30 protein-coding genes are annotated in these 25903 nt (G+C 44.4%); 9 read left to right on the top strand and 21 right to left on the bottom strand.

The features are described 5' to 3' along the window. Window positions 1-35: 35 nt before the first annotated feature. The gene (locus tag ACPUEY_RS06705) at window positions 36-818 is read right to left on the bottom strand and encodes an NRDE family protein (RefSeq protein WP_425121596.1); all 783 of its coding nucleotides are present in this window, start codon (window positions 816-818) and stop codon (window positions 36-38) included. Between the two features lie 93 nt (window positions 819-911). Here ACPUEY_RS06705 and lgt point away from each other — a divergent pair, with 93 nt between their 5' ends. The 3 genes from lgt (at window position 912) to ACPUEY_RS06690 (ending at window position 2558) form a co-directional block, all read left to right on the top strand. Continuing rightward, entirely contained in the window at window positions 912-1724 is an 813-nt protein-coding gene (gene lgt / locus ACPUEY_RS06700; RefSeq protein ID WP_425121595.1) for a prolipoprotein diacylglyceryl transferase, read from the top strand. 82 nt (window positions 1725-1806) lie between these two features. Further along, window positions 1807-2193 (top strand): hypothetical protein, encoded by a 387-nt coding sequence (locus ACPUEY_RS06695; RefSeq protein ID WP_425121594.1) that lies wholly within the window; start codon window positions 1807-1809, stop codon window positions 2191-2193. Further along, window positions 2193-2558: a hypothetical protein gene (locus ACPUEY_RS06690; RefSeq protein ID WP_092818993.1), complete on the top strand. Its 366-nt coding sequence runs from the start codon at window positions 2193-2195 to the stop codon at window positions 2556-2558. The genes ACPUEY_RS06695 and ACPUEY_RS06690 overlap by 1 nt, the downstream gene beginning before the upstream one ends. A gap of 128 nt (window positions 2559-2686) precedes the next feature. Here ACPUEY_RS06690 and rplT read toward each other — a convergent pair whose 3' ends face one another. Together rplT and rpmI are read right to left on the bottom strand one after the other, a co-directional pair. Continuing rightward, complete coding sequence (rplT, locus tag ACPUEY_RS06685; protein ID WP_004647525.1) at window positions 2687-3046, bottom strand: 50S ribosomal protein L20; 360 nt, start codon at window positions 3044-3046, stop codon at window positions 2687-2689. 11 nt (window positions 3047-3057) lie between these two features. After that, the gene (rpmI, locus tag ACPUEY_RS06680; RefSeq protein WP_092818994.1) at window positions 3058-3252 is read right to left on the bottom strand and encodes a 50S ribosomal protein L35; all 195 of its coding nucleotides are present in this window, start codon (window positions 3250-3252) and stop codon (window positions 3058-3060) included. A 236-nt stretch (window positions 3253-3488) separates the two neighbouring features. On the opposite strand from rpmI, the gene ACPUEY_RS06675 reads away from it, so the two are divergent. Both ACPUEY_RS06675 and ACPUEY_RS06670 read left to right on the top strand, forming a co-directional pair. Then, window positions 3489-4748 carry an MFS transporter gene (locus tag ACPUEY_RS06675; RefSeq protein ID WP_092818995.1) on the top strand — a complete coding sequence of 420 codons (1260 nt, stop codon included), beginning with the start codon at window positions 3489-3491 and terminating at the stop codon, window positions 4746-4748. Between the two features lie 103 nt (window positions 4749-4851). Then, window positions 4852-5592: a TonB family protein gene (locus ACPUEY_RS06670; protein ID WP_425121593.1), complete on the top strand. Its 741-nt coding sequence runs from the start codon at window positions 4852-4854 to the stop codon at window positions 5590-5592. A 37-nt stretch (window positions 5593-5629) separates the two neighbouring features. On the opposite strand, the gene ACPUEY_RS06665 is transcribed toward ACPUEY_RS06670, so the two are convergent. The 3 genes from ACPUEY_RS06665 to ACPUEY_RS06655 form a co-directional block, all read right to left on the bottom strand. Then, the gene (locus tag ACPUEY_RS06665) at window positions 5630-6055 is read right to left on the bottom strand and encodes a YqaA family protein (protein ID WP_425121592.1); all 426 of its coding nucleotides are present in this window, start codon (window positions 6053-6055) and stop codon (window positions 5630-5632) included. 15 nt (window positions 6056-6070) lie between these two features. Next, window positions 6071-6355 carry a hypothetical protein gene (locus ACPUEY_RS06660; protein ID WP_425121591.1) on the bottom strand — a complete coding sequence of 95 codons (285 nt, stop codon included), beginning with the start codon at window positions 6353-6355 and terminating at the stop codon, window positions 6071-6073. An 85-nt stretch (window positions 6356-6440) separates the two neighbouring features. Further along, window positions 6441-7064, bottom strand: coding sequence for a glutathione S-transferase N-terminal domain-containing protein (locus ACPUEY_RS06655; protein ID WP_425121590.1), 624 nt, complete (start codon window positions 7062-7064; stop codon window positions 6441-6443). Window positions 7065-7388: 324 nt separating this feature from the next. Between ACPUEY_RS06655 and ACPUEY_RS06650 the strand changes: the two genes are divergently transcribed. After that, window positions 7389-7880, top strand: coding sequence for an Hsp20 family protein (locus ACPUEY_RS06650; protein WP_092819001.1), 492 nt, complete (start codon window positions 7389-7391; stop codon window positions 7878-7880). A gap of 91 nt (window positions 7881-7971) precedes the next feature. Here the strand turns inward: ACPUEY_RS06650 and infC are convergent, their stop codons facing one another. The 4 genes from infC to ACPUEY_RS06630 all read right to left on the bottom strand — a co-directional run bounded on the left by infC (window position 7972) and on the right by ACPUEY_RS06630 (window position 13137). Further along, window positions 7972-8523 (bottom strand): translation initiation factor IF-3, encoded by a 552-nt coding sequence (gene infC / locus ACPUEY_RS06645; protein ID WP_092819002.1) that lies wholly within the window; start codon window positions 8521-8523, stop codon window positions 7972-7974. Window positions 8524-8528: 5 nt separating this feature from the next. Beyond that, window positions 8529-10451: a threonine--tRNA ligase gene (gene thrS, locus ACPUEY_RS06640; protein WP_131273924.1), complete on the bottom strand. Its 1923-nt coding sequence runs from the start codon at window positions 10449-10451 to the stop codon at window positions 8529-8531. 234 nt (window positions 10452-10685) lie between these two features. Beyond that, window positions 10686-11840, bottom strand: coding sequence for an alanine racemase (locus ACPUEY_RS06635; RefSeq protein ID WP_425121589.1), 1155 nt, complete (start codon window positions 11838-11840; stop codon window positions 10686-10688). Between the two features lie 16 nt (window positions 11841-11856). Beyond that, window positions 11857-13137 carry a D-arabinono-1,4-lactone oxidase gene (locus ACPUEY_RS06630; protein WP_425121588.1) on the bottom strand — a complete coding sequence of 427 codons (1281 nt, stop codon included), beginning with the start codon at window positions 13135-13137 and terminating at the stop codon, window positions 11857-11859. 235 nt (window positions 13138-13372) lie between these two features. Here ACPUEY_RS06630 and ACPUEY_RS06625 point away from each other — a divergent pair, with 235 nt between their 5' ends. Next, window positions 13373-15013 carry an acyl-CoA synthetase gene (locus ACPUEY_RS06625; RefSeq protein WP_425121587.1) on the top strand — a complete coding sequence of 547 codons (1641 nt, stop codon included), beginning with the start codon at window positions 13373-13375 and terminating at the stop codon, window positions 15011-15013. Between the two features lie 72 nt (window positions 15014-15085). Here ACPUEY_RS06625 and ACPUEY_RS06620 read toward each other — a convergent pair whose 3' ends face one another. The 10 genes from ACPUEY_RS06620 to mazG form a co-directional block, all read right to left on the bottom strand. Further along, the gene (locus ACPUEY_RS06620) at window positions 15086-16315 is read right to left on the bottom strand and encodes a transposase (protein ID WP_425121586.1); all 1230 of its coding nucleotides are present in this window, start codon (window positions 16313-16315) and stop codon (window positions 15086-15088) included. 363 nt (window positions 16316-16678) lie between these two features. After that, window positions 16679-17212, bottom strand: a complete 534-nt coding sequence (gene yjgA / locus ACPUEY_RS06615) for a ribosome biogenesis factor YjgA (protein ID WP_425121585.1) — start codon at window positions 17210-17212, stop codon at window positions 16679-16681. 2 nt (window positions 17213-17214) lie between these two features. Beyond that, on the bottom strand, window positions 17215-17484 hold the full coding sequence (locus tag ACPUEY_RS06610) for an HPr family phosphocarrier protein (protein WP_086175841.1): 270 nt from the start codon (window positions 17482-17484) through the stop codon (window positions 17215-17217). Then, window positions 17481-18332: an RNase adapter RapZ gene (rapZ, locus tag ACPUEY_RS06605; RefSeq protein ID WP_425121584.1), complete on the bottom strand. Its 852-nt coding sequence runs from the start codon at window positions 18330-18332 to the stop codon at window positions 17481-17483. The genes ACPUEY_RS06610 and rapZ overlap by 4 nt, the downstream gene beginning before the upstream one ends. A 26-nt stretch (window positions 18333-18358) precedes the next feature. Beyond that, the gene (panC, locus tag ACPUEY_RS06600; protein WP_425121583.1) at window positions 18359-19204 is read right to left on the bottom strand and encodes a pantoate--beta-alanine ligase; all 846 of its coding nucleotides are present in this window, start codon (window positions 19202-19204) and stop codon (window positions 18359-18361) included. Between the two features lie 2 nt (window positions 19205-19206). Further along, window positions 19207-20016, bottom strand: a complete 810-nt coding sequence (gene panB, locus ACPUEY_RS06595; RefSeq protein WP_092819010.1) for a 3-methyl-2-oxobutanoate hydroxymethyltransferase — start codon at window positions 20014-20016, stop codon at window positions 19207-19209. A 47-nt stretch (window positions 20017-20063) separates the two neighbouring features. Next, complete coding sequence (gene folK, locus ACPUEY_RS06590) at window positions 20064-20552, bottom strand: 2-amino-4-hydroxy-6-hydroxymethyldihydropteridine diphosphokinase (RefSeq protein WP_261181325.1); 489 nt, start codon at window positions 20550-20552, stop codon at window positions 20064-20066. Next, on the bottom strand, window positions 20549-22009 hold the full coding sequence (gene pcnB / locus ACPUEY_RS06585; protein ID WP_425121582.1) for a polynucleotide adenylyltransferase PcnB: 1461 nt from the start codon (window positions 22007-22009) through the stop codon (window positions 20549-20551). The genes folK and pcnB overlap by 4 nt, the downstream gene beginning before the upstream one ends. 136 nt (window positions 22010-22145) lie before the next feature. Continuing rightward, entirely contained in the window at window positions 22146-22556 is a 411-nt protein-coding gene (locus tag ACPUEY_RS06580; protein ID WP_425121580.1) for a ComEA family DNA-binding protein, read from the bottom strand. Window positions 22557-22569: 13 nt separating this feature from the next. Further along, window positions 22570-23331: a nucleoside triphosphate pyrophosphohydrolase gene (gene mazG, locus ACPUEY_RS06575; RefSeq protein WP_425121578.1), complete on the bottom strand. Its 762-nt coding sequence runs from the start codon at window positions 23329-23331 to the stop codon at window positions 22570-22572. A gap of 120 nt (window positions 23332-23451) precedes the next feature. Between mazG and ACPUEY_RS06570 the strand changes: the two genes are divergently transcribed. After that, window positions 23452-24225: an SDR family oxidoreductase gene (locus ACPUEY_RS06570; protein WP_425121577.1), complete on the top strand. Its 774-nt coding sequence runs from the start codon at window positions 23452-23454 to the stop codon at window positions 24223-24225. 368 nt (window positions 24226-24593) lie between these two features. Further along, window positions 24594-25022, top strand: a complete 429-nt coding sequence (locus tag ACPUEY_RS06565) for a hypothetical protein (protein ID WP_092819016.1) — start codon at window positions 24594-24596, stop codon at window positions 25020-25022. A gap of 176 nt (window positions 25023-25198) precedes the next feature. On the opposite strand, the gene ACPUEY_RS06560 is transcribed toward ACPUEY_RS06565, so the two are convergent. After that, window positions 25199-25846 carry a 4'-phosphopantetheinyl transferase family protein gene (locus ACPUEY_RS06560; RefSeq protein ID WP_425121576.1) on the bottom strand — a complete coding sequence of 216 codons (648 nt, stop codon included), beginning with the start codon at window positions 25844-25846 and terminating at the stop codon, window positions 25199-25201. Window positions 25847-25903 lie beyond the last annotated feature (57 nt).

Raw genomic sequence — 25903 nt, 5'->3', positions numbered from 1 at the left:
AATTTTAAAAATGCCGACCTCGTGTCGGCATTTTTTTATTTACTCAAAGGTAAATCTATCTGGATAATATTGCCTTGGGTTTCCCCTTGCTGGGATTTTTCCTGCCACAGCCAGACATCGTTTTTCAGCCTTAAAAAATTGGAACAGCGCGTGCCATACACCGGGCTTTGAATAAAGGTCGAAGAGAGTAATTCTTCCATCTCCACACTGATGCCGGTTTGTGGCAGCAGTTCAGGAATAATTTTCCGTTCATCTTCCAGAATGTCCCATACCGCAAATTCCAGATCGGTTTCAGGGGTATCCCTATGCTGCAGCATCGGTAAAAATTCCTGGGTAAAGCGTTTACGCAGATGACGGGTCTTTTCCCAATGTTCAGTCATTAAACCATTTGACACCACATACACGCCTTGGGCTAAAACCTGCGGTGCTTCGCCACGGTTACTCATATAAACCGCCTGATTTGAATCCCCTAAAAACAAGTTAAAGCCGGCATAATCACACTGGCGTTTTTCCAATGCTTGCGCAAACCGGATCGGCGTTAAATCGGATTCCAGAAAAGCCTGTATCAGATGACCGCGTGAAGTCGGATACTGTGTTTTATCACTGGCATCCCTGAAATTGGTCAACACTGCCCAGCGACCTGAGGCGGTAATCCCCATCCAGGTCCCGCCGGACTGCAAGTCTTTCCCGGCAATAATCGGACTGTTTTCCCAGCAATGCAATGCTGCACTCGGCCGCTGATAAAACTCATCCCGATTGGAAATCAGACATAGCGGTGTATCATCCAGGACCTGCCAAGCTAAAGCTACAATACACATAATTCATGCTCTTTATCTTTACACATTGAATGTACAACATTTTTCTTAGGTTTCAGCTAAAATCTGTGCAAAACATAATGACAAGGAACAGGAATGCTGACCTACCCGAATATAGACCCGGTTGCGGTATCGCTGGGACCATTACAAGTCCACTGGTATGGACTGATGTATTTACTGGCATTTTTATTTGCCTGGGGACTGGCAACTTATCGGACCAAACAGCGTGATGGCTGGACGCCAGACATGGTCTCTGACCTGATTTTCTATGGTGCCTTAGGGGTCGTGGTGGGTGGTCGTATAGGCTATGTGTTCTTTTATGGCTTTGAGCAGTTCATGGCCAATCCGCTGTGGCTGTTTCAGGTCTGGACTGGCGGCATGAGCTTCCATGGCGGATTCCTGGGTGTCATGCTTGCCATGCTGTTCTGGTGCAAGAAATACCAGAAAACCTGGTTTCAGACGCTGGACTTTATTGCACCTTGCGTTCCGACTGGCCTGATGTTCGGTCGTATTGGCAACTTTATCGGCGGTGAGCTTTATGGCCGCCCGGTCTCTGATCCAAACTTTGCACTGGGGATGATCTTCCCTACCGATCCATTGCAGTTGGTCCGCCATCCCTCACAGCTTTATCAGGCGTTGGGCGAAGGCTTGATCCTGTTTATTGTATTGTGGTGGTTCAGCTCCAAGCCGCGTCCACGTATGGCGGTTTCTGCCCTGTTCCTGATCGGTTATGGTATTGCCCGTTTTGTGGTGGAATTCTTCCGCGAACCCGACAATGGCCAGCTGTTTATTGGCTGGATGAGTAAAGGCCAGTTCCTGACTGTCCCGATGATTTTGATTGGCCTGTGGATGATGTGGTATGCCTATCAAAAGAAAATCTATGACTGGGGTCCACAGAAAAATAGTTAATTTCTAGCGAGGCAAAAGCCTCGCTTTTTTATGGCTGTTTTTGCTAAAGTGCCATTAGCTCTTACTTATCTATCAGAAAAATATGCTCGAATTTTGGTTTAATCCTAAAGTTTCCATCCTTCATAAACTGCTGATCTTTGTGGGGATTGCCATCGCCACAGGCGTGCTGTACCGGATGGAACCTCTCAAACCGGATGCCATCCTGATGTTCATGGGTACAGGGATTATTTTCCTGATTTGCCGTTACTGCAAAATTCATTTTGCTGCCAAAAACCCGACCGGCCTGTTCTATCGACTCTTGGTCTGGATTCCGATTGCTCTGCTGCTGGCACTGATTTTCATGCATATGCAAAGTGGCGAAATTCTCATTCCGGGTGCCCAAGGCATTGGTTTTATGGCTTTGGCCATCTGCCTGTTTTCACCCTTGTCTTTACTGAATAAAAATGATTCTTTGGATGAGCAAAAATAATGCTGGAATTCTGGTATTCAGACCAATGTAGCCGCCAGCTGAAACTGATGGTCTGCATTGCGACCTGTGTAATCGTTTATCTCTGTTCCACCGTACAGCAGCTTTCGCCGATGTTGACAGGAATAAGCGTGGGCATTGGTATGGGAATTCATGTTTTAAGAGCATTAAGTTTAAAAATTGCCGCAGATAATCCTTATAAGAAAGGTTTTGCAATTCTTGTATTCATCATGCCACTGATGGCCATAATTACCTTGCTTTCTGTGTTGCCCACACAACATAAACTGATGCTCGCCATTCAGGCGATTGGCTTTGCTGCCATTGGCCTCTTTATATTATCGACCTTTCCTAAGCGCAGGTTTGATTAAATTGAAATAAATTTGTTTCGAATGTATTGCAGACAGTTAAATCACCCGAAATCCATATCGCATGTATTTTAAAGCCGAAAATAAAAAAGACCGCTAAAAAGCGGTCTTTTTCAATCATCAAGCGATGATTAAGCAGCTAATGCATCTTTAGCTTTAGAAGCCAAAGCAGCAAATGCAACTGCGTCATGCATAGCGATGTCAGCAAGTACGCGACGGTCGATAATCACTTGAGCTTTTTTCAAGCCAGCGATCATACGGCTGTACGACAAACCATTTTGACGAGCACCGGCATTGATACGTGCAATCCACAAAGCGCGGAATTGACGTTTCTTTTGACGACGGTCACGGTAAGCGTATTGACCAGCTTTGATTACTGCCTGGAACGCTACGCGATAAACACGTGAACGCGCGCCATAGTAACCTTTAGCACGAGCAAGAATTTTTTTGTGACGGCGATGAGCCTGTACACCACGTTTTACACGAGCCATTTATAATCTCCTTAGATGTATGGGCACATAGCACGAACTGAAGCAACGTCACTCACGTGAACCATTACACAGCCGCGCAACTGACGGATACGTTTAGAAGACTTTTTGGTCAAAATGTGGCGTTTGAACGCTTGTTTACGCTTGAAACCGTTAGCAGTCGCTTTGAAACGTTTAGCTGCACCACGGCGAGTTTTTAACTTAGCCATAACAACCTCTTTAAACACCTGTTCGGCACGTCTGCACCATTGCAAAAACGACCTGCAGGTAAGGGAGCGAACATTCTAAAGCATCTTTGTTCAAAACAAAAGCAGATATACCGAAAATAGTATGCCAATCATCTGTTTCACTTAGTCTTATTTTCACTATCAAAAGCGGGATGTTTTTATTAATAAATCCACTATTCGGCATTATAATTATCACACCATAAGAATACTGGACTGCTATGAACCCTGCACAGGATGCTTTTGCCGCCCTGCGTTATCGTGACTTTTCCATTGTCACGATTAACCAGTTCTGCCTGACGCTCGCCATTTTAATTCAAGAAATTATTGTCGCGTATTCGCTGTATCAGATTACCAAAGACCCTTTGACGCTGGGTTTGATTGGCCTGGCCGAAGCCATTCCCTTTATTGCCTTGTCCTTGTGGGGTGGCTATTTCGCCGACCGCTTTAACAAACAGACCATCATGAAAATCTGTCTGTTCTTTGCCGTGCCCTTGCCTGTGGTTTTATGGTGGCTATTTCATGCTTATGGCTTGGCTCAAATTAGCGTAAATGCCCTGTCTTGGGGAATTTATGCGGTGATCTTTGCGTTGGGAACCATCCGTGGCTTCTATAATCCTTCTGCCACTTCACTCAAGCCTTTTCTAATCCCGCGTGAGCTTTATGCGAATGGCGCGACCTGGACCACCATTGGCTGGCAAAGCGGCGTGATTATTGGTCCCATGCTTGGTGGTTTTATGCTGGCTTTTTTAGGCCGTGAAAACAGTTTATGGACCGTAGCCGGGTTATTGGCCATCTGTTTTATCCTGATTAACCTACTACAAAAACGCAGTTTTCCCAAAATTGAAACGGATAATTTAATCGAAAGTTTGGGAGATGGTTTCCGCTTTATCTGGAAAACCAAAATCGTGCTTTGGGCCATTTCGCTGGATCTGGTTTCGGTGCTGTTTGGCGGGGTCATTGCCTTACTGCCGATCTTTGCCGAAGATATTTTAAAAGTCGGGCCTGAAGGTTTGGGTTACTTGCGTGCAGCACCTTCGATTGGTGCACTCATCACCATGATTGCCTTAACCAGATTTCCACCGACCCAAAATGCATGGCGGAATATGTTGCTCGCGGTTGCCGGGTTTGGCATGTTTACCCTGCTGTTCGCCTTCTCGAATAACCTGTGGCTGTCTTTATTTGCTTTAGCCATGACCGGTGCCTGTGACAGTATTTCAGTGGTCATCCGCCAGACCATTCTGCAAATTTATCCGCCAGAAAATATGCGTGGCCGTGTCGCTGCGGTGAATGGCATGTTTGTTTCATCTAGCAATGAACTGGGCGCTTTTGAATCCGGTTTAGCCGCTAAATATATGGGCACCATTATGGCAACCGTCTTTGGGGGCTGTATGACCATGGTTGTAGTGGCGCTGAGCTGGGCAAAAACCCGCGATTTATTTGGCGTCGACATTACCAAAGTGCATGATCATGAACATTAATTGAATTTTTAGACTTGCCAGTATTTCCAATTCAGGAAATACTGCGTACTCACAATACCCGGCTACCGCTGCAACATCTGGTTTGACTAAGAAATAAATATTTATGAAACAAATACTGTGTTTTTCTCTACTCATGTGCTTACCCTTCAGTGCTGTTTACAGTGCTGAATCCAAAGCAACCAAACAGCTTGCCGTTCAGAAAAGTGCAGCCCTTCCCGCGCATTTGACCACACGCATTCAGTGGACCAAATTTCCGCGTCCAAACTATAAAAATGAAGATTTAAAAGACCAGAACCGCAGTGCCATTATCCGCATTTATGCCGATGAAACCGGCAATATCAGCAAGGCCAGCGTACAGGAAAGTACCGGCTTAGCCCATCTGGATAACCTGTTGGTTCAAGCGGTGCGTGAAGCACGTGTCAAACCGCATATGGAAAACGATACGGCGACACCGCTTATTGGCTACCAAACCTTTAGTTTAAAGTTAGACCAGGAGAATGTTGAAGCCTGTCCCTATCAGTTTGAATCGAAAAATTGGCAGGCTCAACAGCAGAACAGAAAAACAGCTTTCTCATACCGCACCCAGCCTCAGCTAGACCTCGATTCGGAATTACTCAATGGTCACAATCGTAGCGTTAAATTCAACTTTAAAGTGAATAAACACGGTGAGGTGAAAAAAGTCAAAGTTACTCAGGGTTCGGGAATTTACGCTTTAGACCAAAAAGTTGTTCAAGCCGTATCCAATAGCCAAATTAATGTAAAACGCACTGCCAGCACTTTATGGATGTATAAAAAATCCAGTTTTAAAGATGAAATTACGTTCGACTTAAATCATTGTGAATAAGCAAAATTAAAACGGGATGCGCAAGCATCCCGTTTTTTTAAAACAGACTAAAAGCCAAATAGATAAACAAGTAACGTCCTATTTTAGCTACCGAAACCATCAACAGGAATCGGGCAAAATTTTCTTTTAGCAGACCGGCAATCAGGGTAATCGGATCGCCAATTATGGGCACCCAACTCAGCAATAATGACCAGTAGCCATATTTATGATATTTCGCCTGTGCTTTCACCATTTGCTGCTGTGAAACAGGAAACCATTTTTTGTCTTTGTAGTGTTCAATCTTAAAACCGAGCCACCAGTTCACGCAGGATCCCAAAATATTTCCCAAACTTGCAACAAACAGTAGCCACGGAACTGAATGGCTACCCTCCGCCAATAAAGCCAATAAAACCGCTTCGGACTGTAGGGGCAATAAGGTTGCCGCGCCAAAGGCAGAAATAAACAGCAACACGTAAGCCGGCATCAGGCTGCTACCGGTTTAAAGCCCAAGTTTTTTCTTGGTTGAGGTATATTCATAAACGGTCCAAAGCAAAGCTAAAAACAGAACCAGATAACGGCTATAGCTATAGCGCTGGGTCAAAGGCTGGATGGCTGCGTATAAAGCATTCTGGTCCTGGGTATTTAAAGTCGCCATAAAATTCTGGATGTGCACGGCTTCGGCAATAAAAAGGATTAGACAGGCCGCTATACCAAAGATAATGCTCCAATAGATTTTGGCATTGTGTTCCAGAATACGCGTTGAATTTAAAAAGAATGCTTTCATAAGGTGCTGATCCAATAAAAAACCACCGCATGGGTGGTTTATTTTTCTATACCGCCATCTTAACACAACTGCAGTTCAAGTCATTTTAGCCAGTGACCTGAATCGACAATGCTTTCTGAATGGCAGGACGTGCAGTCAGGCGATCTACATATTCTTTCACATAAGGATAATCTTCAAGCTGAATTTGCTGCCATTCATGGCGCAATATCCACGGTAAAATCGCCATATCGGCAATCGAATACTCGCCCGCCACATACTTCTGCCCGATCAGCTGCTTGTTCAGCACCCCGTACAGACGCTTGGTCTCGGCTACATAACGGTCTATGGCATAAGGAATTTTTTCCGGCGCAAAACGGCCAAAATGATGGTTCTGTCCCAGCATCGGTCCCAGTCCACCCATTTGCCACATCAGCCATTGTTCGACTTCAACGCGCTGTTGCTCATCTACTGGATAATACAACCCGGTTTTACGGCCCAAATACTGCAAAATTGCTCCGGACTCAAATACTGAAATGGCTTCACCACGCGGTCCAGCCTGATCCACAATCGCGGGAATTTTATTGTTGGGAGAAATACGCAAAAAGTCAGGTTGAAACTGATCATTTTCTAAAATATTGACTGGAAAAATTTGATATTCCAAACCCATTTCTTCTAATGCTATTGTAATTTTATGACCATTGGGCGTTCCCCAATAATAGAGATCAATCATGTTTGCTACCTTTTGCCTTTTTCGTTTTACATGACGTTATTGAACTGCGTACTTAGTTATAGCATGTTTTTTATGGACAAATCTTAAATCCTTAGCGACGCTTAGAAGTAAAATTACCAATCTCAACACTTATTCTGATTTAGCCTGTCCAGATTTCTGCATCCTTTAAAAAATAAATATCCGTGATTGAAAATATGCCAAACAGTCTTATATAAAAATAAGGCAATGATCTTTTCAGAGATTGCTTAAAATACTGTGAATGCAATAGCAAACAGGATTTTTTCCTGTTTGTAAAAACTTCGTGATCCTCAGGAGGTTCTATCAATGAGCAGTTTCAGCCTTAGTCCACTATTCCGCCGAAGTATTGGCTTTGATCGCTTCAATGACCTGTTCGATTATGCAATGCAAAGCGATACTCCCAATTATCCACACTATAATATTGAAAAAACAGGCGATAATAATTACCGTATTGTTGTTGCCACTGCCGGATTTAATCAGGACCAGCTCGAGATTAATCTGGAAAACCAGTTATTGACCATTACCGGCAAAGCCGTGGACGAGTCTTCAGACAGCACGGTCGAGTTTCTGCATAAAGGGATTTCCAGCCGTTCATTTAAACTGTCGCTACGCCTGGATGAACATATAGAGGTCCAACAAGCCGATTATGAAAATGGTTTATTGAAAATCGATTTGCAACGCAGTGTTCCCGAAGAAGCCATGCCGCGCCAGATTCCAATCGGCAGCAAAACCACGCAGCAGCTCGCTTCACCTCAACAGGAAAACGGCGAAACAAGTCCTCAAGAAACAGGTCAATGACGGCTCTTTTGAATACTGTTAAAAAGCCAATTCAAAAGTCATAGCCATAAAAAAGCCCTGCTTTTGCAGGGCTTTCTTCGTCAAGAGAGGCTTACTTTTTCTTTTTAGGACCAAGCAGCATACCCATTTGACGACCTTCCATTTTTGGCGCTTGTTCAACTACACCGACTTCAGCCACATCTGCTTCAACTTTTTGCAATTGAGCCAGACCAAGCTGCTGGTGAGCCATTTCACGACCACGGAAACGTAAAGTGATTTTTACCTTGTTGCCTTCTTCAAGGAACTTGATAATGGCACGTAATTTTACGTTGTAATCACCAACATCAGTCGCAGGGCGGAGCTTGATTTCTTTCACCTGTACTTGATGCTGTTTTTTCTTCGCTTCTTTCTGCTTTTGCTTCAGATCAAACAAATGCTTGTTGAAGTCCATGATTTTGCACACAGGTGGCTCAGCATTTGCAACAATCTCAACCAGGTCAAGATCGGCAGCTTCAGCTGCACGTAAAGCATCATTTAAGCTTACGATGCCTTTTTGCTCGCCATTTTCGTCTACAAGACGGACTTCTTTCGCACGAATTTCATCATTCAAAGCAGGACGGTTTGATTTGTTACCGCCCTGTTGATTACGGTCAGGCTGTTTAATCGCTTTTACTCCACAATGTACCGGCCGCGTTCGGCAACGGCTGCTTTCACTAGGTCAACGAAGGCATCGATTGACATAGTACCCAAATTTTTTCCTGAGCGGGTACGCACATTTACTGTACCTTCCTCTACTTCACGGTCCCCAAGTACCAGCAAGTAAGGAATACGCTCTAAAGTACGTTCACGAATCTTAAAGCCGATTTTCTCATTTCTCAAGTCGGAAATGGCACGAATTCCGTTTTCTTTAAGTTTAGCGACGACTGACTCACATGCTTCCGCTTGAGAATCGGTAATGTTCATTACACATGCTTGTGTAGGCGCCAACCAAGGTGGCATAAAGCCTGCATAGTGTTCAATCAGTATACCAATAAAACGTTCGAAACTGCCAAGAATTGCACGATGTAACATAACAGGCTGATCACGATCGTTATCTTCTGTTACGTAAGATGCTTCCAGACGCTCCGGCAAGTTGAAGTCACACTGAATGGTACCGCACTGCCATACACGGCCCAGACAGTCTTTCAATGAGAATTCAATCTTCGGACCGTAGAATGCGCCCTCACCCGGTTGCAGTTCCCATTCAAGACCAGCAGCATCCAAAGCATCTGCCAGAGATTTTTCCGCCATGTCCCAAAGTGCATCATCACCGACACGTTTTTCCGGACGTGTAGAGAGTTTCATTTGAACATCTTCAAAACCGAAGTCTTTATAAACGTCTAAAGTCAGTTTAATAAAGTCTGCAACTTCAGTTCCAATCTGTTCTTTGGTACAGAAAATGTGCGCATCATCCTGGGTAAAGCCACGCACACGCATAATACCGTGTAATGAACCTGATGGCTCGTTACGGTGACATGAACCAAACTCAGCCAGACGGATTGGCAGGTCACGGTAAGATTTCAGCCCCTGGTTGAACACCTGTACGTGACATGGGCAGTTCATTGGTTTTACCGCATAATTACGGTTCTCTGAATGCGTGGTGAACATGTTGTCTGCATAGTTTGCAGCATGTCCTGATTTTTCCCAAAGCGTGAAATCGACCACTTGTGGGGTACGGATTTCAAGATAACCATTCTCTTGCTGAACTTTACGCATGTACTGCTCAAGTACCTGATAAATGGTCCAGCCGTTTGGATGCCAGAACACCATACCCGGCGCTTCTTCCTGCATATGGAACAAGTCCAGGGCTTTACCGATTTTACGGTGATCGCGCTTTTCAGCTTCTTCAATACGCTTGATGTAAGCTGCAAGCTGTTTCTTGTCCGCCCAGGCTGTACCGTAGATACGTTGCAGCTGTTCATTCTTCGCATCACCACGCCAGTAGGCACCAGAGATTTTGGTGAGTTTGAACGATTTTAAGAATTTGGTATTCGGTACGTGCGGACCACGGCACATATCCAGGTAGTCCTGATGGTAGTACAAGCCCATTTGCGTTTCTTCAGGCATGTCTTCAATCAAGCGGAGTTTGTATTCTTCGCCACGTGCAGTGAATTCTTTGATGACTTCATCACGCGGTGTCATTTTTTTAATGACATCATAGTCTTGGTCGATGAGCTTTTTCATGCGCTCTTCGATTGCCGCCAAGTCATCTAAAGTAAACGGACGCGGCATCCAGATGTCATAGTAGAAACCCTCTTCAATGACTGGACCAATCACCATTTTTGCTTCTGGGAACAATTGCTTAACCGCATGGCCAACCAGGTGTGCACAAGAGTGACGAATGATGTGTACACCATCTTCATCTTTAGGCGTGATAATTTGTAAGGTTGCATCTTCGGTGATGAGATCAGACGCATCAACCAAGCGATCGTTTACACGACCAGCAACTGTATTTTTTGCAAGACCCGGACCAATGCTCAGTGCAACGTCCATCACAGATACGGCTTGATCAAACTGTTTTTGGTCGCCATTTGGCAAAGTGATAATTGGCATAAAAAATCCTTAAGGAGTGATGCCCCGTACCATAGGGCATGTCACCGCGAGATTATGATCGAGGGAGAACCTCAAAAGATAAAAACGGTGGATAAATAAAAATCGCCTAGAATTTTACACGTCTTATCCACAGGATTAAACCTTTTCACCTATAAAATTCGCAATTTGGCACATTTTGAATTTATCTGCCAATGTCTTAGTTCTCTCTCAATCCAGCAATTTCCACTTTATTTTTTATTCTCTAAAGCTATCCCATGCTTCGAACTTGCCCTGTGCATAGGCATATAGCTTGGCAAATTGCGGAATTACCGCTTCGCTCTGGGTGGGTCTTAAAAACACATAATCATCCCGATCGATCTCACAGGATTTCGGCACCAGCAGCATTTCCTGATTGCTACTGCGTCCATACAAACCATGCAGCTTGCTTTTTTCAGGATAAAAATAATCGGCCTGCCAGTAACCGCCGTACACAAACAGGGCCTTATATTTATGCGGAAAATGGTTCAGGACTTCCAGGCCCGGCAATTGGCTATAGCGCAAAACTTTTAACACGGGTGTGGCTATCCATAACGCGCATTGCAGTTCAGCCAGACTGGCCAGCTCGAAATCGCCTGGCTTGAGCAGTAGCGAGCCAAAAGCCAGATCATTACAGACACTCTGCTGACAATGCTGCATAAACGTGGGACTGCCGCCACCGTTAAAACATAAATCTTCATGCCATAAATTGGGGAATTGCTGCCGAATAATGTCGATGTACTGTTGATAACTTTGCTGCGATTGTTGATAACTCTTTTCCGCAGACTTTAAAAATCTGGGTAATTTGGCGACATGCGCGTCATAACCCATTAAACCGGTGAATTTAAGATGGGTCGAATGTTGCTGGATCAGCTTGAGCAAGGCCCGAAATTGCTGCGGGTTTTGTACCCCACCCCGATGCAGTCCCACATCAATTTCAATATTCACATTCAGGCAGATGTTAAACCATTGTGCCAACTGCAAATATTGCTGCAAGCGCCCCAGATCATCAATCAGCCACTGAATATCTGGCTGCCGATCACCTGCAGCCTGATAAAACTGCTCTACAGCGTGTATCGGCATCGGTTTGCCCAGCAAAATATCGGCCTGGGGAAATGCTGCATGAATGCTGAAAATGTGTGGAAGATGAAACAGCATAAAGCGCCGGGTGTTCAGTTTTTCACTGGCCAATTTAAGCAGCGACAGGCTGGTGAGAGATTTCACCACTAAACGCGGTTTTAATTGTGCAGACAAGTGTGACTGCACAATATCCAGATTATGCTGATACGCAGCCAGATCCAGAATCAGTTGTGGCGTACCTGTGCCCTGCTGTTGTAAATCCTGCGTCAGTTGCTGAAAGTAGTTGAATTGCATCACCCTCTCCTCGTTTTCAGAGCAGAAATAATTGCTTTAAATAGGGATTCAGCCATTTTTGCTGAGGGTCCAATTGCTGGCGCAACGCCATAAACTCATCCCATTTCGGGTAAAGATCGCGCAGTGGAACTGCGGTCATGGAATGTAATTTTCCCCAATGCGGCCGGCCCTGGTATTTCTGCAAAATAGGCTCGACCAAATCAAATATCGCGTGATAATCCTGCTTGTAATACTGGTGGATGGAAATGGAAACCGAATCGCGCTGATAAAAAGGACTTAACCAGATATTATCACCTTTGACATAACGGAACTCGATGGGGAAGAACATCGCGACCTGATGCTTCCTTAAAGTCGCTAAAACTTCCTCCAGGCATTGCAAACCGAGTTCGACAGGAACCTGATATTCCATTTCATTGAATCTGGTATGGCGCGGTGTGGGAAAAATCTGGCTGGACCAATCCACATGACAAGTCGGTTTGACAAAGACCCTCAGCAGTTTTTGCAGATAGGGATTAGATGCCGGAATCACCCGGGTCAATTCAGAACACAGCGTTAACAAGGCATCTTCCGAAGGCCATGAATCCTGTCGGGGTTGAATGGCTTCATCCGTCTCATCCAGGGTTTTGAGCATCACCTGATCAGAATGAATGAAGGCCCAAAATTCAATATGCCGGTGCTGGTTTTTCCATTGATCGATATGGGTAAATACGTCCTGAATTGGACATAAGCGAATCTGCTCTTTTAATTTATAACGGGGCCGATTTTGCAGGGTAATTTTGGTCAGCACTCCCAGGCTGCCCAGGGCGACACGTCCGGCTTGAAAGATGGCGGTATTTTGCTGATCATCACATTGCAGTAACTCGCCCTCTGCAGTCAACAATTCAAAGCCTTTCACAAAGGCAGATAGACAGGGCAAATTTATGCCGGTGCCATGCGTGCCGGTAGAGATCGCACCGGCCAGACTTTGCTGGTCAATATCTCCCTGATTCAGCAGTGCCTGATGAATGGGCGCAAGATATTCGCCTAAATCCTCCAGGCGTGTACCCGCTTGAACGGTGCATTGGCTTTTATCTTCATCAAAGGCTACCACACCCTTTAACTGATCGAGATTAAGCAGAATTTTATCCGTCTTGACCACAGCACTAAACGAATGTCCTGCCCCCACAACACTAATATGGGCATAGGACTTCACTATTTTTCGTAATTCATTCACATGCCGAGGTTGCAAAATTTCTGGATGTGCCTGCTGGCTTCCAGACCAGTTCTGCCATCGGTTATCCGCCTGTTGTATTTTCATTATTATTCCCTGGCTGATGTTATTTTAATTGCCCATTTAGAGTAAAATACCTAAAAAAGCAAATATGGGAACCCATGCGTTCAAAAAAAATCCATGCTATAAAATAATATTTTAATTTTCAATATTTTAAAAATTATCAAATAGCACTCGACTAAAGCATAAATGCAAGATTTCCAAGAAGTGCATATCTTTTTCAAAAGGAAATCAAAATAAATATATATAACGGAGTTTTAACATGGTTAGCGCATACGATGAATTACCGCGTACCCCCGCAAATTTTGTAGCGTTGTCCCCTTTACGCTATCTGGATCGGGCTGCTTATATTTACCCGAACCAAAATGCGATTATTCACGGTAAGCGCCGTATTACCTGGCGTGAAAAATATAATCGTTGTCGTCAGTTTGCGCACCAACTCCAAAAACTCGGGATCAGTAAAAATGATACCGTTTCGGTACTGCTGCCCAATGTCCCTGCAATGGTTGAAGCACATTTTGCCGTGCCGATGGCCGGTGCCGTACTGAATACCTTAAATACCCGTCTGGATGCCAAAACAGTTGCCTTCATGCTGGAACACGCCGAAAGCAAGGTGCTGCTGGTTGACCCTGAATTCAGCAAGCTTGCCACAGAAGCCTTGGCGCTAATCCCGCAAGAAATTTATGTTATTGATGTAGCCGATGAAGAATATGAGGGTGAAGATACCCGTATTGGCCAGATCGAATATGAAGACTGGATTGCGCAAGGCGATGCCAATTTTGAATGGCATTTGCCAGCGGATGAATGGGATGCCATCAGCTTAAGCTACACCTCGGGCACCACGGGCAACCCGAAAGGCGTGGTGTACCATCACCGGGGAGCTTACATTAATGCCGCCAGTAATATCATTGCCTGCGGCATGATGCCTCGCGCGACCTATTTATGGACTTTGCCATTGTTCCACTGTAATGGCTGGTGCTTTGCCTGGACCATGGCGGCCAATGGCGGTACCAACGTCTGCCTGCGCAAAGTCGATGCTGAACTGATTTTTAAACTGATTGCCGAACATAAAGTCGATTATTTCTGTGGCGCACCGATTGTTTTGTCAATGCTGATCAACACCCCGGAAGAGAAAAAGACCCAGATTGGTCACCGTGTCGAAGTGATGGTGGCCGGTGCTGCACCTCCTGCGGCGATTATTGAAGGCATGCGTAATATTGGCATTAACGTCACTCACGTCTATGGTTTAACTGAAACCTATGGCCCTTCTGCACTGTGTGCCTCACAGGCGGGCTGGAGCGACCTGTCGATTCAGGAACAGGCGCAACTGCACTCCCGTCAGGGCGTTCCATACCCATTACAAGACGGTATGAAAGTGCTTGATCCGGACACCATGCAGGAAGTTCCGCATGATGGTAAAACCATGGGCGAAATTATGTTCCGCGGCAATATCGTCATGAAAGGTTATTTAAAGAATCCGGAAGCAACGGCCGAGGCCTTCGCTGGTGGCTGGTTCCACACTGGAGACTTGGCAGTTTGCCAGCCGGATGGCTATGCTAAGATTACCGACCGTTCTAAAGATGTGATTATTTCCGGTGGTGAAAATATTTCCTCGCTCGAAGTTGAAGAAGTACTGTACCAGCACCCTGCGGTCCTGACGGCAGCAGTCGTAGCGAAACCCGATCCGCGCTGGCAGGAAGTTCCATGTGCCTTTGTGGAACTCAAACAAGGCAAAACGGCAACAGCTGAAGAACTGATTGAGTTCTGCAAACAACACTTAGCACGCTTTAAAGTACCGAAAGATGTGGTGATTACCGAGATTCCAAAGACATCTACCGGAAAGCTGCAAAAATTCATCTTGCGTGACTGGGCCAAAGAACGTGCTACAGGCGAGTTTCAGTAATTTTATTCTATGCTGAATAGATCTTCTTAAGAGGAGTTCCCTCTCCTTGTAGGCATAGGTATCTACACATCTTTAGGTACCTAATGCAATGGTTGCGATTTCATTCAGTTCATCTATTGAATATTCTGAGGGCAGTTGAAGGGTGTTCAGTAAAATCGAAAGTCCTGCCAATATGGCAGGCGCACTTTCCAGCTTGCCTCTTTTTTGCTGCCTGCCTGATAGACGGGCCAGAAATGCACGGACTTTTTGATTTTGTTCATCCGTACAGCGTTGCACTCTCCACGTCAGCACACATGCCATACAGCTAATCAGCAATCGCCTTAAAATGGCTTCAGGGGGAGTCTGAAGCCATGCTTCAATATCATGGCCTGCCTGCTTGAGCAGCTTGAAATAGCACTCAATCGTCCAACGCCAGTAATACCAGGTCGTCAGCTCTACCGCATCAATCTCTGAAGGAACGTTGCTGATCAGTGACCATCTTGCGACGGTTTTATCCTGAGCATCTTTAACCACTGCAACAATTAATCTGGCTGCAATCGCTTCACCTAGCTGGGGAGCAACCCGTTGGCCTAAATGATCTTTTTTCTTTGGTTTTGCTGCACGGGTGAGCCGAACATCGGTTTCTCCAACATGAAGCATGTGTTGATTACCCTTATAAGAAATGGGTTTCACTTGCTGTATTTCTATGCGTTCAGCAACTTCTCCAACTTTACATATCTCACTCTGATGCTCAATCCGATTTCCTTCCTTTGCTCGAATGAGCCATTGAAAACCATGACCGCTTAACTCCCTCAGGTGAGCAATCGAGTCACCTTCACGGTCAATGATATGTACGCAGGTTTTCTCAAGCGGAAAGTGTTCAACCTTTTGAATTTGTTCAGCAAGGGAATCCAAATGCGGTCTGCGCTCAGCATGGTGTTCAGTGAATGTCGAATAGCAGCTGGAGGCAGCTGATAGCGTCTGGGCCAGCGGAGCAATGGGCAGTCCCGAGGCTGCATCAACCAGCAGACTGGTTTGCAACTCATAGCCTGAATCATACTGATGGGTTCTTTGAAGCCTTTGGGTTTTATGATTGTGTTTCACATACTGCAGCTGAGACCAGTCATGAACGATCAATGCATAGCGATGCTGTGACGAGTTGATCTGCTCACATGCAAGCTGTTCAATCGGCTGGTTTAACTGGCTAAAAGAAATCTTGTCATTATTCAGGAATCGCCAGACGGCCTGTGTGGTTGCGAAACTCGACCTTTGGGCAGAAGCCAGGTCTTTGATTGCGGGAGCAAGTGAAGCAAGAGGATTCATATTGAGCTTTACAAGGCGATTGTAGCGTTTAACAAGACGCAGATCTAAGCCAGAGATGTTAAATTGAAGAGCATGCTCTTCAATTTAACGCAAAGCTCGGAAATTGTGTAGATACCTATGCCTTGTAGGAGAGGGTTAGGGAGAGGTCATAGGCATTTAAGAAATATATGATTTGCCACTTAGCTATTTGAAAAATATTTGCTTGAAATATATTTTTTGGAATAGGAGGCCGGCGGCTCTCTCTAACTCTCTCCCTAAGCAAGCTACAACATACTGCTTTTTCGCAAAGCGCAAGAGAGCAATCTTAAGGCATAAAAAAGCGACTCGATTGAGTCGCTTTTTTATTATCAGCAAAGCTCCAGATCAATTATCTGAAATCAAAGCCACTTGCTGAATATAGTTAAACAGTTTTAACTTGGATGCGGCCAGCTCTTCTTCCGTTACCTGATTTTTAATATCACGATGGATACGCAAAATATGCTGACGAATCGCATGATGCTCAGCAGCATTATGCGCTTTCATGAATTCTTTAATCACCGGATCACCTTGCGCGATCATACGATCGACCCAACGTTGCAACTGCGCGGTTTTTTTCGCACCCTGCTGCGGGGTAAGGTAAGACAAAATCATGGTTTCATCTTCATTACGCAATAATTTTCCTACACGCTGAAACTGACGGCGACGCGCTTCATGTGAAGTAATGCTTTGCACATCCAGTAAAGCATCAATCAGACGTTCTTCCACAGGAAGGTTTTTAATTTGTTTGATACTCAACTGAGCCAGTTGCTCACCCAAAGCAGCCATGCGCTGAACTGCTTTTTTCTGTTCGGTTTTACTCGCACGTCCTTCTAAACTTTCAAAGTCATCTTCAGTAAAACGGTTCGGTCGACGTGCCACGATTAATCTGCCTCGTAAAATTTTGCTGCAAATAATGCCTGAATTTCAGATAAAGCCTGTTCTTCATCTGCACCTTCAAGCACTAAGCGTAAAGTTGTGCCCTTGCCTGCACCGAGCATCAGCAAGGACATAATATTTTTTGCATCTACCAATTTGTTACCTTTACCAATTTGAATCGATGAACGAAATTTGGTGGTAACTTCGATTAGCTTTCCAGACGCACGCGCATGTAAACCTAGTTTATTAATTACGTCAACAGTTGTGTCAATCATGACCAGTGCTTCATTTCTCTGTGGAGGACTTGGATAGACCATTTTTCCTCAAGGGCTTTTTTGAGTCTATCTACGATATATACGGAACGATGCTGCCCGCCGGTACAGCCAATGGATACCGTCATATAGTGACGATGACCTTCTGCAAAGGCAGGCAACCATTTATCTAAAAAATGATAAATGTCTTCAAACATTTCATTGGTTTGTTCACTTTGTAGTAAGAACTTTTGCACAGGCAAATCTAAACCTGAATATTTGCGCAATTCCAGATCCCAATGTGGATTAGGCAAATGACGTACGTCAAACACATAATCAGCATCAAGCGGAATACCGTGTTTATAACCAAATGATTGTAAAATTAAAATCAGGTTATCTGATTGTCCGAGTTTAGACAACAAGGTATGTTTCAGATCATGTACGCTTTTATCGGTGGTATCAATATGTACCGTTGAACGCAACTGTATCGGAAGCAATAAGGTTTTTTCTTCCTGTATACATTCAATCAGGCTTTTAAAACGACCGGCTAAAGGATGCGGACGCCGCGATGCACTAAAACGCGAAATCAGTTCCTGATCTTGCGTAGTCAAATAAATGATATCCACCGAACCAGATTTCTGCAGTTGTTCAAAAACATGATCAAATTCCTGCAAATCTGCACGGGTGCTGCGTACATCTACGCCCAGCGCCAGCTGTTCCAGATTATTGTCACGATCCAGCTTTTCTACAATTTCCGGCAGCAATGCCAGCGGTAAATTATCAATACAGTAATAGCCCAAATCTTCAAGCACCTGTAAAGCAGATGATTTTCCTGATCCGGATTGTCCTGTAACGATTAAAATACGCTTCATGGCAAGGCTGTCCTTAATAGTGAAGTCTATGCAGTATGCTTAACCTGCAAGTTGTCAATCAGTCGGGTTTTGCCCAATTTGGCTGCCACAAACAGCACCACATCCTGATCAAAAGCTTCTATTTTTTGTAATTCTGGAGTACGCGCTTCCACATAATCCACAATAAAACCAGCTTGTGTCAACTTTTGCTTCATATTTTCTAACACTTCAGCAAGACTGACACCATTGTGCAATTGCTGTTCGGCAGCAGTTAAACTTTGATAAATGGTCGGCGCAATGGCACGGTGTTCTGCACTCAAATAACCATTACGCGAACTGAGCGCCAAACCATCTTTGGCACGGGTAATCGGTACACCAATCACTTCCAGCGGAATGTTCAGGTCACGAACAAACTGACGAATCACTGCCAGTTGCTGATAGTCCTTTTCACCAAAGAAGGCATAGTTGGGCTGAACAATATTGAACAGTTTAGTGACCACCACCGCCACGCCATCAAAATGACCCGGACGCTGCAACCCGCATAAGTCATTGGTAATATCAGACACGCTAATATTGGTTAAACGTGGCTTGTTGCCATACATCTGCTCAACGCTCGGCGCAAAAATAATGTCACAGCCGACATCTGCCAGCAAATGGCTATCCTGCTCCAGAGTCCGTGGATAGCTGTCAAAATCTTCGTTGGGTCCAAACTGGATCGGATTGACAAAGATACTGACCACGACAACATCACAGATTTTTTTGGCTTCACGCACCAGGTTTAAATGCCCTTCGTGCAAATTGCCCATGGTCGGGACAAAACCGATAATTTTTCGTGCCGATCGAGCTGGACTCAGTGAAGCGCTTAATCCCTGAATGGTGGTTTCTGTTTTCATGTTTACAGCTCGACTTGAAAAGTTTGTTCTTTAGCAGGAAAAGATTGATCTTGTACCGCTGCATGGTAAGCCTTAAAAGCATCCAGAATTGCAGTTTCCCCGGCCTGTTCTTTCATAAAATTACGGACAAATTTGGCCACATGACCACCGGTCAGTCCAAGCATATCTTGAACAACCAGCACCTGGCCGTCCGTGTCTGCCCCCGCGCCAATACCAATCACAGGCGTATGCGGGAACAACTCACTAATTTCTTTACCCACCTGCGCCGGAACACATTCCAGTAGCAGTACCGCAGCACCAGCGTCCACCACAGCCTTACAATCGGCAATCAGCTGATCGGCGGCTTCACGGGTACGCGCCTGAACCTTATAGCCGCCAAACACATGCACGGATTGTGGAGTCAGGCCCAAATGCACACACACAGGAATACCATTGCGGGTCAAGACCTGAACGGTTTCCGCCAGCCATGCGCCCCCTTCTATTTTCACCATGTGCGCACCAGCTTGCATCACTTGTTTGGCACTGATTAATGCATCATTCAGCGTGGCATAGCTCATAAATGGCAAATCAGTCAGAATAAAGGCATGCTGGTTGCCGCGTCGAACGGCTGCCGTGTGATAAGCCATATCCTGTACTGTCACAGGTAAGGTAGAATCACAACCCTGAATGGTCATTCCTAAAGAATCACCCACCAGAATTGTATCAATTTCAGCAACTTCCATTGCTTTCGCCATACTCGCATCGTAACAAGTCAGGCAGGAGAATTTGCGGCCTTGCGCTTTAAATTTTCTTAAGTCACTTAGACTAATCATCTGGATCTTCCTCTTATGACGACTTTCTCAAGCGGTCATGCAAAAAATTAAATATTTGCCCAATTTCCATCATCCAATACGCTAAGCGTTGGATGTTGCAATATCGGTAAATCTTTTAATAATTGTCCTTTGATTTGTAAATTTGCCTCTAAATCGAGTAATGGCATCAGCACAAAATCCCGCTCCATGACACCAATATGTGGCACGGTCAAACGCTCATTCTGAATCTGTTCTTCGCCATACATCAGGAGATCCAGGTCCAAAGTCCGTTCGCCCCAACGGCGCAGTCGAACCCGACCTGATTCCTGTTCAAAACGCTGCAATTCATCCAGCAATGCAAGAGGTTCCAGGTCTGTAACCAGCTGTACAGCTGCATTTAAGTAGTTGGGCTGGTCTTGCGGCCCCATTGGAGGGCTTTGGTACAACCTGGAGGTTTTCGCGGCTCCCAGCGTTGCCAGCTTCTGTACGGCTTCTGCCAGAATTTGACGTGAATCCCCCAAGTTACTGCCTAAGCCGATGTAGGTTACTGTCATCATTGTGTCGGTCCAAAAATCACCTGGCTTAAATCACGCTTGACCCGTTTGCGTTTTAAAATTGGATGGTCATAGCCAATTTCCGAGCCGCCTGAGGCAACATTTTGAACGGGTTTTTCAGATTTTGCCCGACTCTTGCGTTCACGACGACTACGCGGTTCAGGTTCGTTCACCAAAGGCTCAATTTCAGTAACTGCAGTAACCGGTTTCGCTTCTACCACATCTTCTGTAGTTGCTTTACGGCGGCTTTTTGCACGCTGGCGGTTATACTGACTGATGGCGCGTTCTTTTTCATCCGTAGACATCTGTTGATACGCATCCCACCATAGGCCCATACCCTGAGTGGTATCGTCACCCGATTTCTCACGCAGTAACAGAAAGTCAAATCCGGCACGGAAACGCGCATGTGTTGATAAAGCCTGAATTTGCTGCGGCTTCGGATTAAGCAAACGCGTTTGCATTTCCCACACTTCACGAATAAAGGTTTCTGCAAAACGTGGAATGATGGTCCGGGTGGCCTGGCGTTTTAAAACATCCAAACCGGCTTGTGCTCTTGCCTCTGCCGGAACAACCCCTTTACCTAAATAAAAGTCACAACGCTCTAAAAAAGGTTTCCACAACAATACCGCATAGAAGAATGCAGGATTGATGGTCTTGCCAATTTGAATACGCTGATCGGTATTGATTGCAGCACGTTCAATAAAGGTGGAGATGTCCGGGCTGATGTCTGCAAACAGCTGACGCCAAATACCGAAATCTATCAACATGGGCAGAACACGATTTAAATGCCCCATGGTGAATAATTTTTGTGATTCATCATATAAGCGGTGCGGAGAGATATCTCGCAACAGCTGGGTCATTTCAGGCGTAAAAATCTCTAAAATTTCAGGGGCAATATTAAAATTTAATTTTGCAGCGAAACGCAAAGTACGCAGCATCCGTACCGGATCTTCTTCAAAACGTAAGGTCGGGTCACCCAACAAGCGCAAGGTTTTATTTTTTATATCATCAATGGCATGACAGAAATCCAGCACAATCCCTTTACGCGGCTGGTAATACATCGCGTTAATGGAAAAGTCACGGCGGACAAAATCCTGTTCAATGGTGCCCCAGTTATTGTCACGTAAAATCATGCCTGAAGCAGAAGTGACGGCTTTTTTAGGCGGTGCACGGAAAGTGGCGACTTCGATCAGCTCGCGGCCGGCATAGACATGAGCAAGCTCAAAACGTCGTCCGATAATACGGCAACGTCGTCCGAAAACTTCTTTTACCTGGGCCGGAGTGGCATTGGTGACCGCATCAAAATCTTTAGGATTCAGACCTAAGATCAAGTCACGGACACCTCCACCGACGATATAAGCTTCATAGCCAGCCTTGGTTAAAGCATCGATAACATCTAATATGGAAGAAGGTAATTGAGCGGTTGATAAACCACATTTTGACGCGCGCAAAGTTTGCAAAAGACGCTGTCTCCTACGTCTGAACGTAAAATATCTAAGATGACGCTAATCATATCTCTAACACAATCAAAGGGCAATTTGATTATCTCGATGCTCAATACTTTGTTCAATATTCTAAGCGGCTCTTGCCATTTCTCTACAGGCCTAAACGGTCTTTATTCTTGCTAAATAGCGCAGGTCCAATGCCTTTGACCTGTTGCAATTCTTCAATATTTTTAAATTTTCCATTTTTTTGCCGATAGGCAATAATCGCTTCAGCTTTCTTTTGGCCAACCCCGGACAGTGCTTGTAGCTGTTCAGCATTGGCCTGATTCAGATTGATCTTGCTGGCCGTTGAAGTTGCGGAGTTTAAAGCAGGCCTGGACAAATAATAATCCCGGGTTGAGACGCGCGGTATTTTTAACCGTGCATCCTGAGCCTCCTGTTCAGCCTTCCATTTTAAATATTCCTGGTCGAACTGTTGAGCATAGCTACTGGATACACTCAACAAAGACAGCAAACCAAAAAGATAAAAAAATCCCTTCAGGGTAGATATTATTTTTTTCATATTGAGAGGCCTATTATTTTAATTGTTGTTTTGCTTGCTCCCAAAGCAGATCCATTTCCTCTAATGACAGGGCTTCAATATTCTTGTGTTGTTGCTGAGCCTGATCTTCAATGAAAGCAAAACGCGTTCTAAATTTATGAATGGTACTTAACAGTGCCATTTCACTAGAAAGTCCCAGTTTACGTCCAACATTGATCAGTGAAAACAAACAATCACCAAATTCGTCGAATATTTCGTCGGAATTGTGATTTTGCATGGCTTGTTGCAATTCGCCCAATTCCTCGTTCAGTTTGTCATAAGCATCTGACACTTCAGGAAAGTCAAAGCCGATTTGGGCCGCTTTTTTTTGAATTTCATGTGCTTGCTGGATGGCAGGTCCATGCTTGATTTCATCTAAGCGTGATTGTGCCTTGCCCTGCTTCTCCTGCTGTTTAATTTGCTTCCAGAGTATGGATACATCTTCCGCGCTCAATTGTGCATATTGCTCGGCCTGAAAGACATGAGGATGACGGCGAATCAGTTTTTCAGTAATGGCATTGACCACATCATTGAAATCGAAAGCACCCTGTTCGCTGTACATTTGCGCCTGAAACACCACTTGCAGCAGTAAATCACCCAGTTCATCGCGCACTTCATTTGCGTTTCCCGCCCTGACCGCAGCTTCAACTTCATAGGCCTCTTCTATGGCATATCGGGTTAAGCTTTGTGGGGTTTGCTGCTGATCCCATGGACATTTTTCACGTAACTCTCGCATCACTGCCAATAATTGATCCATGTTTTCATTACTCCCATCCTTTCAGATTAAACAACTATCTCCACACTCCATTTCTGTTATGCTGAAGATAAATTCATTAAAAATGAAGCACAACAATACAAAACGAAAAGGAAAATTCAGATGCACAGTATCTTCATTAGTGGTGCAGCACAAGGCATTGGGGCTGCTATTGCGACACTGTTTTATCAACACGGTTATAAAGTCGGCATTTATGATATCAATATTGATCAGGCTCAAACGCTGGCTCAACAGTTAGGCACACGGGCTAAGGCCGGTTTACTCGATGTTTCTGATTATAGCCAATGGCAGCACACTTTAAGCGAATTTCAGGCCTGGTCTGGTGAAATTAATGTCTTAGTCAACAATGCAGGCATTCTCTACTCAGGTGCTTTTGAACAGACCGATATTACCGCACATCATCGAACCATCGATATCAATGTCAAAGGTGTGTTGAATGGTTGTCATGCCGCCTTGCCCTATTTACAAAAAGCCTCCTTTGCTCGTGTGATTAACCTGTCTTCTGCCTCTGCCATTTATGGGCAGCCAGATTTGGTGACATATTCAGCCAGTAAATTTGCTGTACGTGGCATTACTGAAGGATTAGATATTGAGTGGCAAAAATATGGCATTCGGGTATTAGATGTGATGCCGCTCTTTGTACAAACGGCCATGGTTAAAGATATGGATGCCGGCAGCATTAAAAATATGGGGGTACACTTAAGCGCTGAAGATGTAGCAAATCAGATCTATCGACAAGTTCAGGTAAAAGACAGCATATTTACCCCGACTCACCAACCTGTAGGCTTCAAATCTAAAATCCTGTTCAGCCTGTCTAAAGTGAGTCCTCAGTTTGTAAATCGGATGAGTAATATGTTTTTGGCGAAAAGGGAATAAATAAAATCAATATTAAAAGAGCTTAATGTACAGGCTCTTTTTTTAAAAAAATGTTTAATTTGAGTGCAGGGATTTATAATATCAAGCCGAGCAAAAAAATAAACAATAAAAGAATTCTGTCGTTTAGCGCATATGTTTGTGGCTAAAAAAAAGTATGACAAAACTTTCTGAAAAATAGGATGTGCGTTCTTATATATGCTTTAAAAAACCTAAAATTGCAAAAAATTGATCAGAAGAAGAAAGCCCTACTCCCCATAACAATTGGTAAAACTTTACTTAAAAAACAACTATGGGCAATAGCACTATTTTGACTAAAATTATTTCTATACTCCCCCTTCATATGAATTTAATAAGATAAGGCGATAATAATGAAAAATTTTCTTCTTATTTCAATCAGCAGCTTAAGTTTAATGGCATGTTCGACTATGCCATTTTCATCCGATAAACATACGTCTCAGAATAATTCAATCAATGCAGTACCGAATGGCAATGCCACCAAAGAGGTTTCGATTGATGGCAGTTATACCGGTGAAATTGTTGGAGATTACCAGAATTCCAAATTTTCCCAGTTAAAAATTGGCATGTCTAAAGGTCAGGTAGAAAGTTTAGTTGGTGCTTCAACTGATCAAAGAAGCTATCAGACTGCCAAAGCCTGGATACCCGTTGCAGGCGCTTTTTCTAAAGATCAGTTCCGTATTGAGACCTATTACAAGGAGGCTGGACGTTTAATTTATGCCTATAATGGAACGAAATTATATCGAATCGAAGTGGATCGTAGCGAAGATGGCCTTCAGTAATTCCTGTATCTTTTTATGAATGCTCTGCTCTAGCTGCGTTGAGCATATTCCTTATAAAAACGGGTGATATTACCCACTCGTTTTTTTAATTTTTTTGATCTGCCATTGATCCTGATTCAATTTTCCACTTTAAATCTGTTACCGCCTTATCGTAATAAGGATAAGAAAAACATATGTTAAGGTGACAAAAAGATTTTGATTTCAGGAAAAGTAAAACCCTTACAGGAAGCTTCTGATCGCCAGGCAACCGTGAGCATGACATGGCCCAAATGAAAGTTCTGATAGGCAAATGTTCCAATTAAAGGATGAGTGCATAATCCGCCGTCATGCACTGGATGAACCTGGGTATTTAACTCGTTTAGATTTAAGCGTACGCCCAGTCCGGCAGCTTTCAATACGGCTTCCTTGGTAGTCCAGACTTTAAACCAATAGCCTGAATCCTGTTGCAAGTCATTCCAGTGCTTTAATTCATAAGCATGAAAGGCATGATTCGCCAATGCTTCAAACCTGACCTTGCGATCCAGATCTTCAATATCCACCCCGATATCGGGCATGTTTCTACTGGTCGCCAAAGCATAATTTTTTTGGCTATGACTGTGATTAAAATAAAATTCAGGAAAATTGACCAGGTACGGCTTACCATGCTCAGTGGTTGCCAACTGCTCATGCTGAATGCTGACCTGTAATTGTTCGGAAAGTAATTGATTGCGGAAATGATGGATTTGCTGTTTTTGCAGCTGAATTTTGCGCTTGCGATCGAGTGCATGATCCAGATCAACAATCTGCTCCAGTGCATTTACCTCCACCCGTATCACTCTGCTCACTTCAGATCACCTTTCAAAAATAGATGCCTATCTTAAAATAAAAAAGCCCAAAGATCA

This window comes from Acinetobacter sp. G11, from assembly GCF_049808495.1.
GTDB lineage: Bacteria > Pseudomonadota > Gammaproteobacteria > Pseudomonadales > Moraxellaceae > Acinetobacter > Acinetobacter kookii.
Note: the sequence above shows the minus strand (reverse complement) of the source record. Positions and strands in the feature narration are given on the sequence as shown.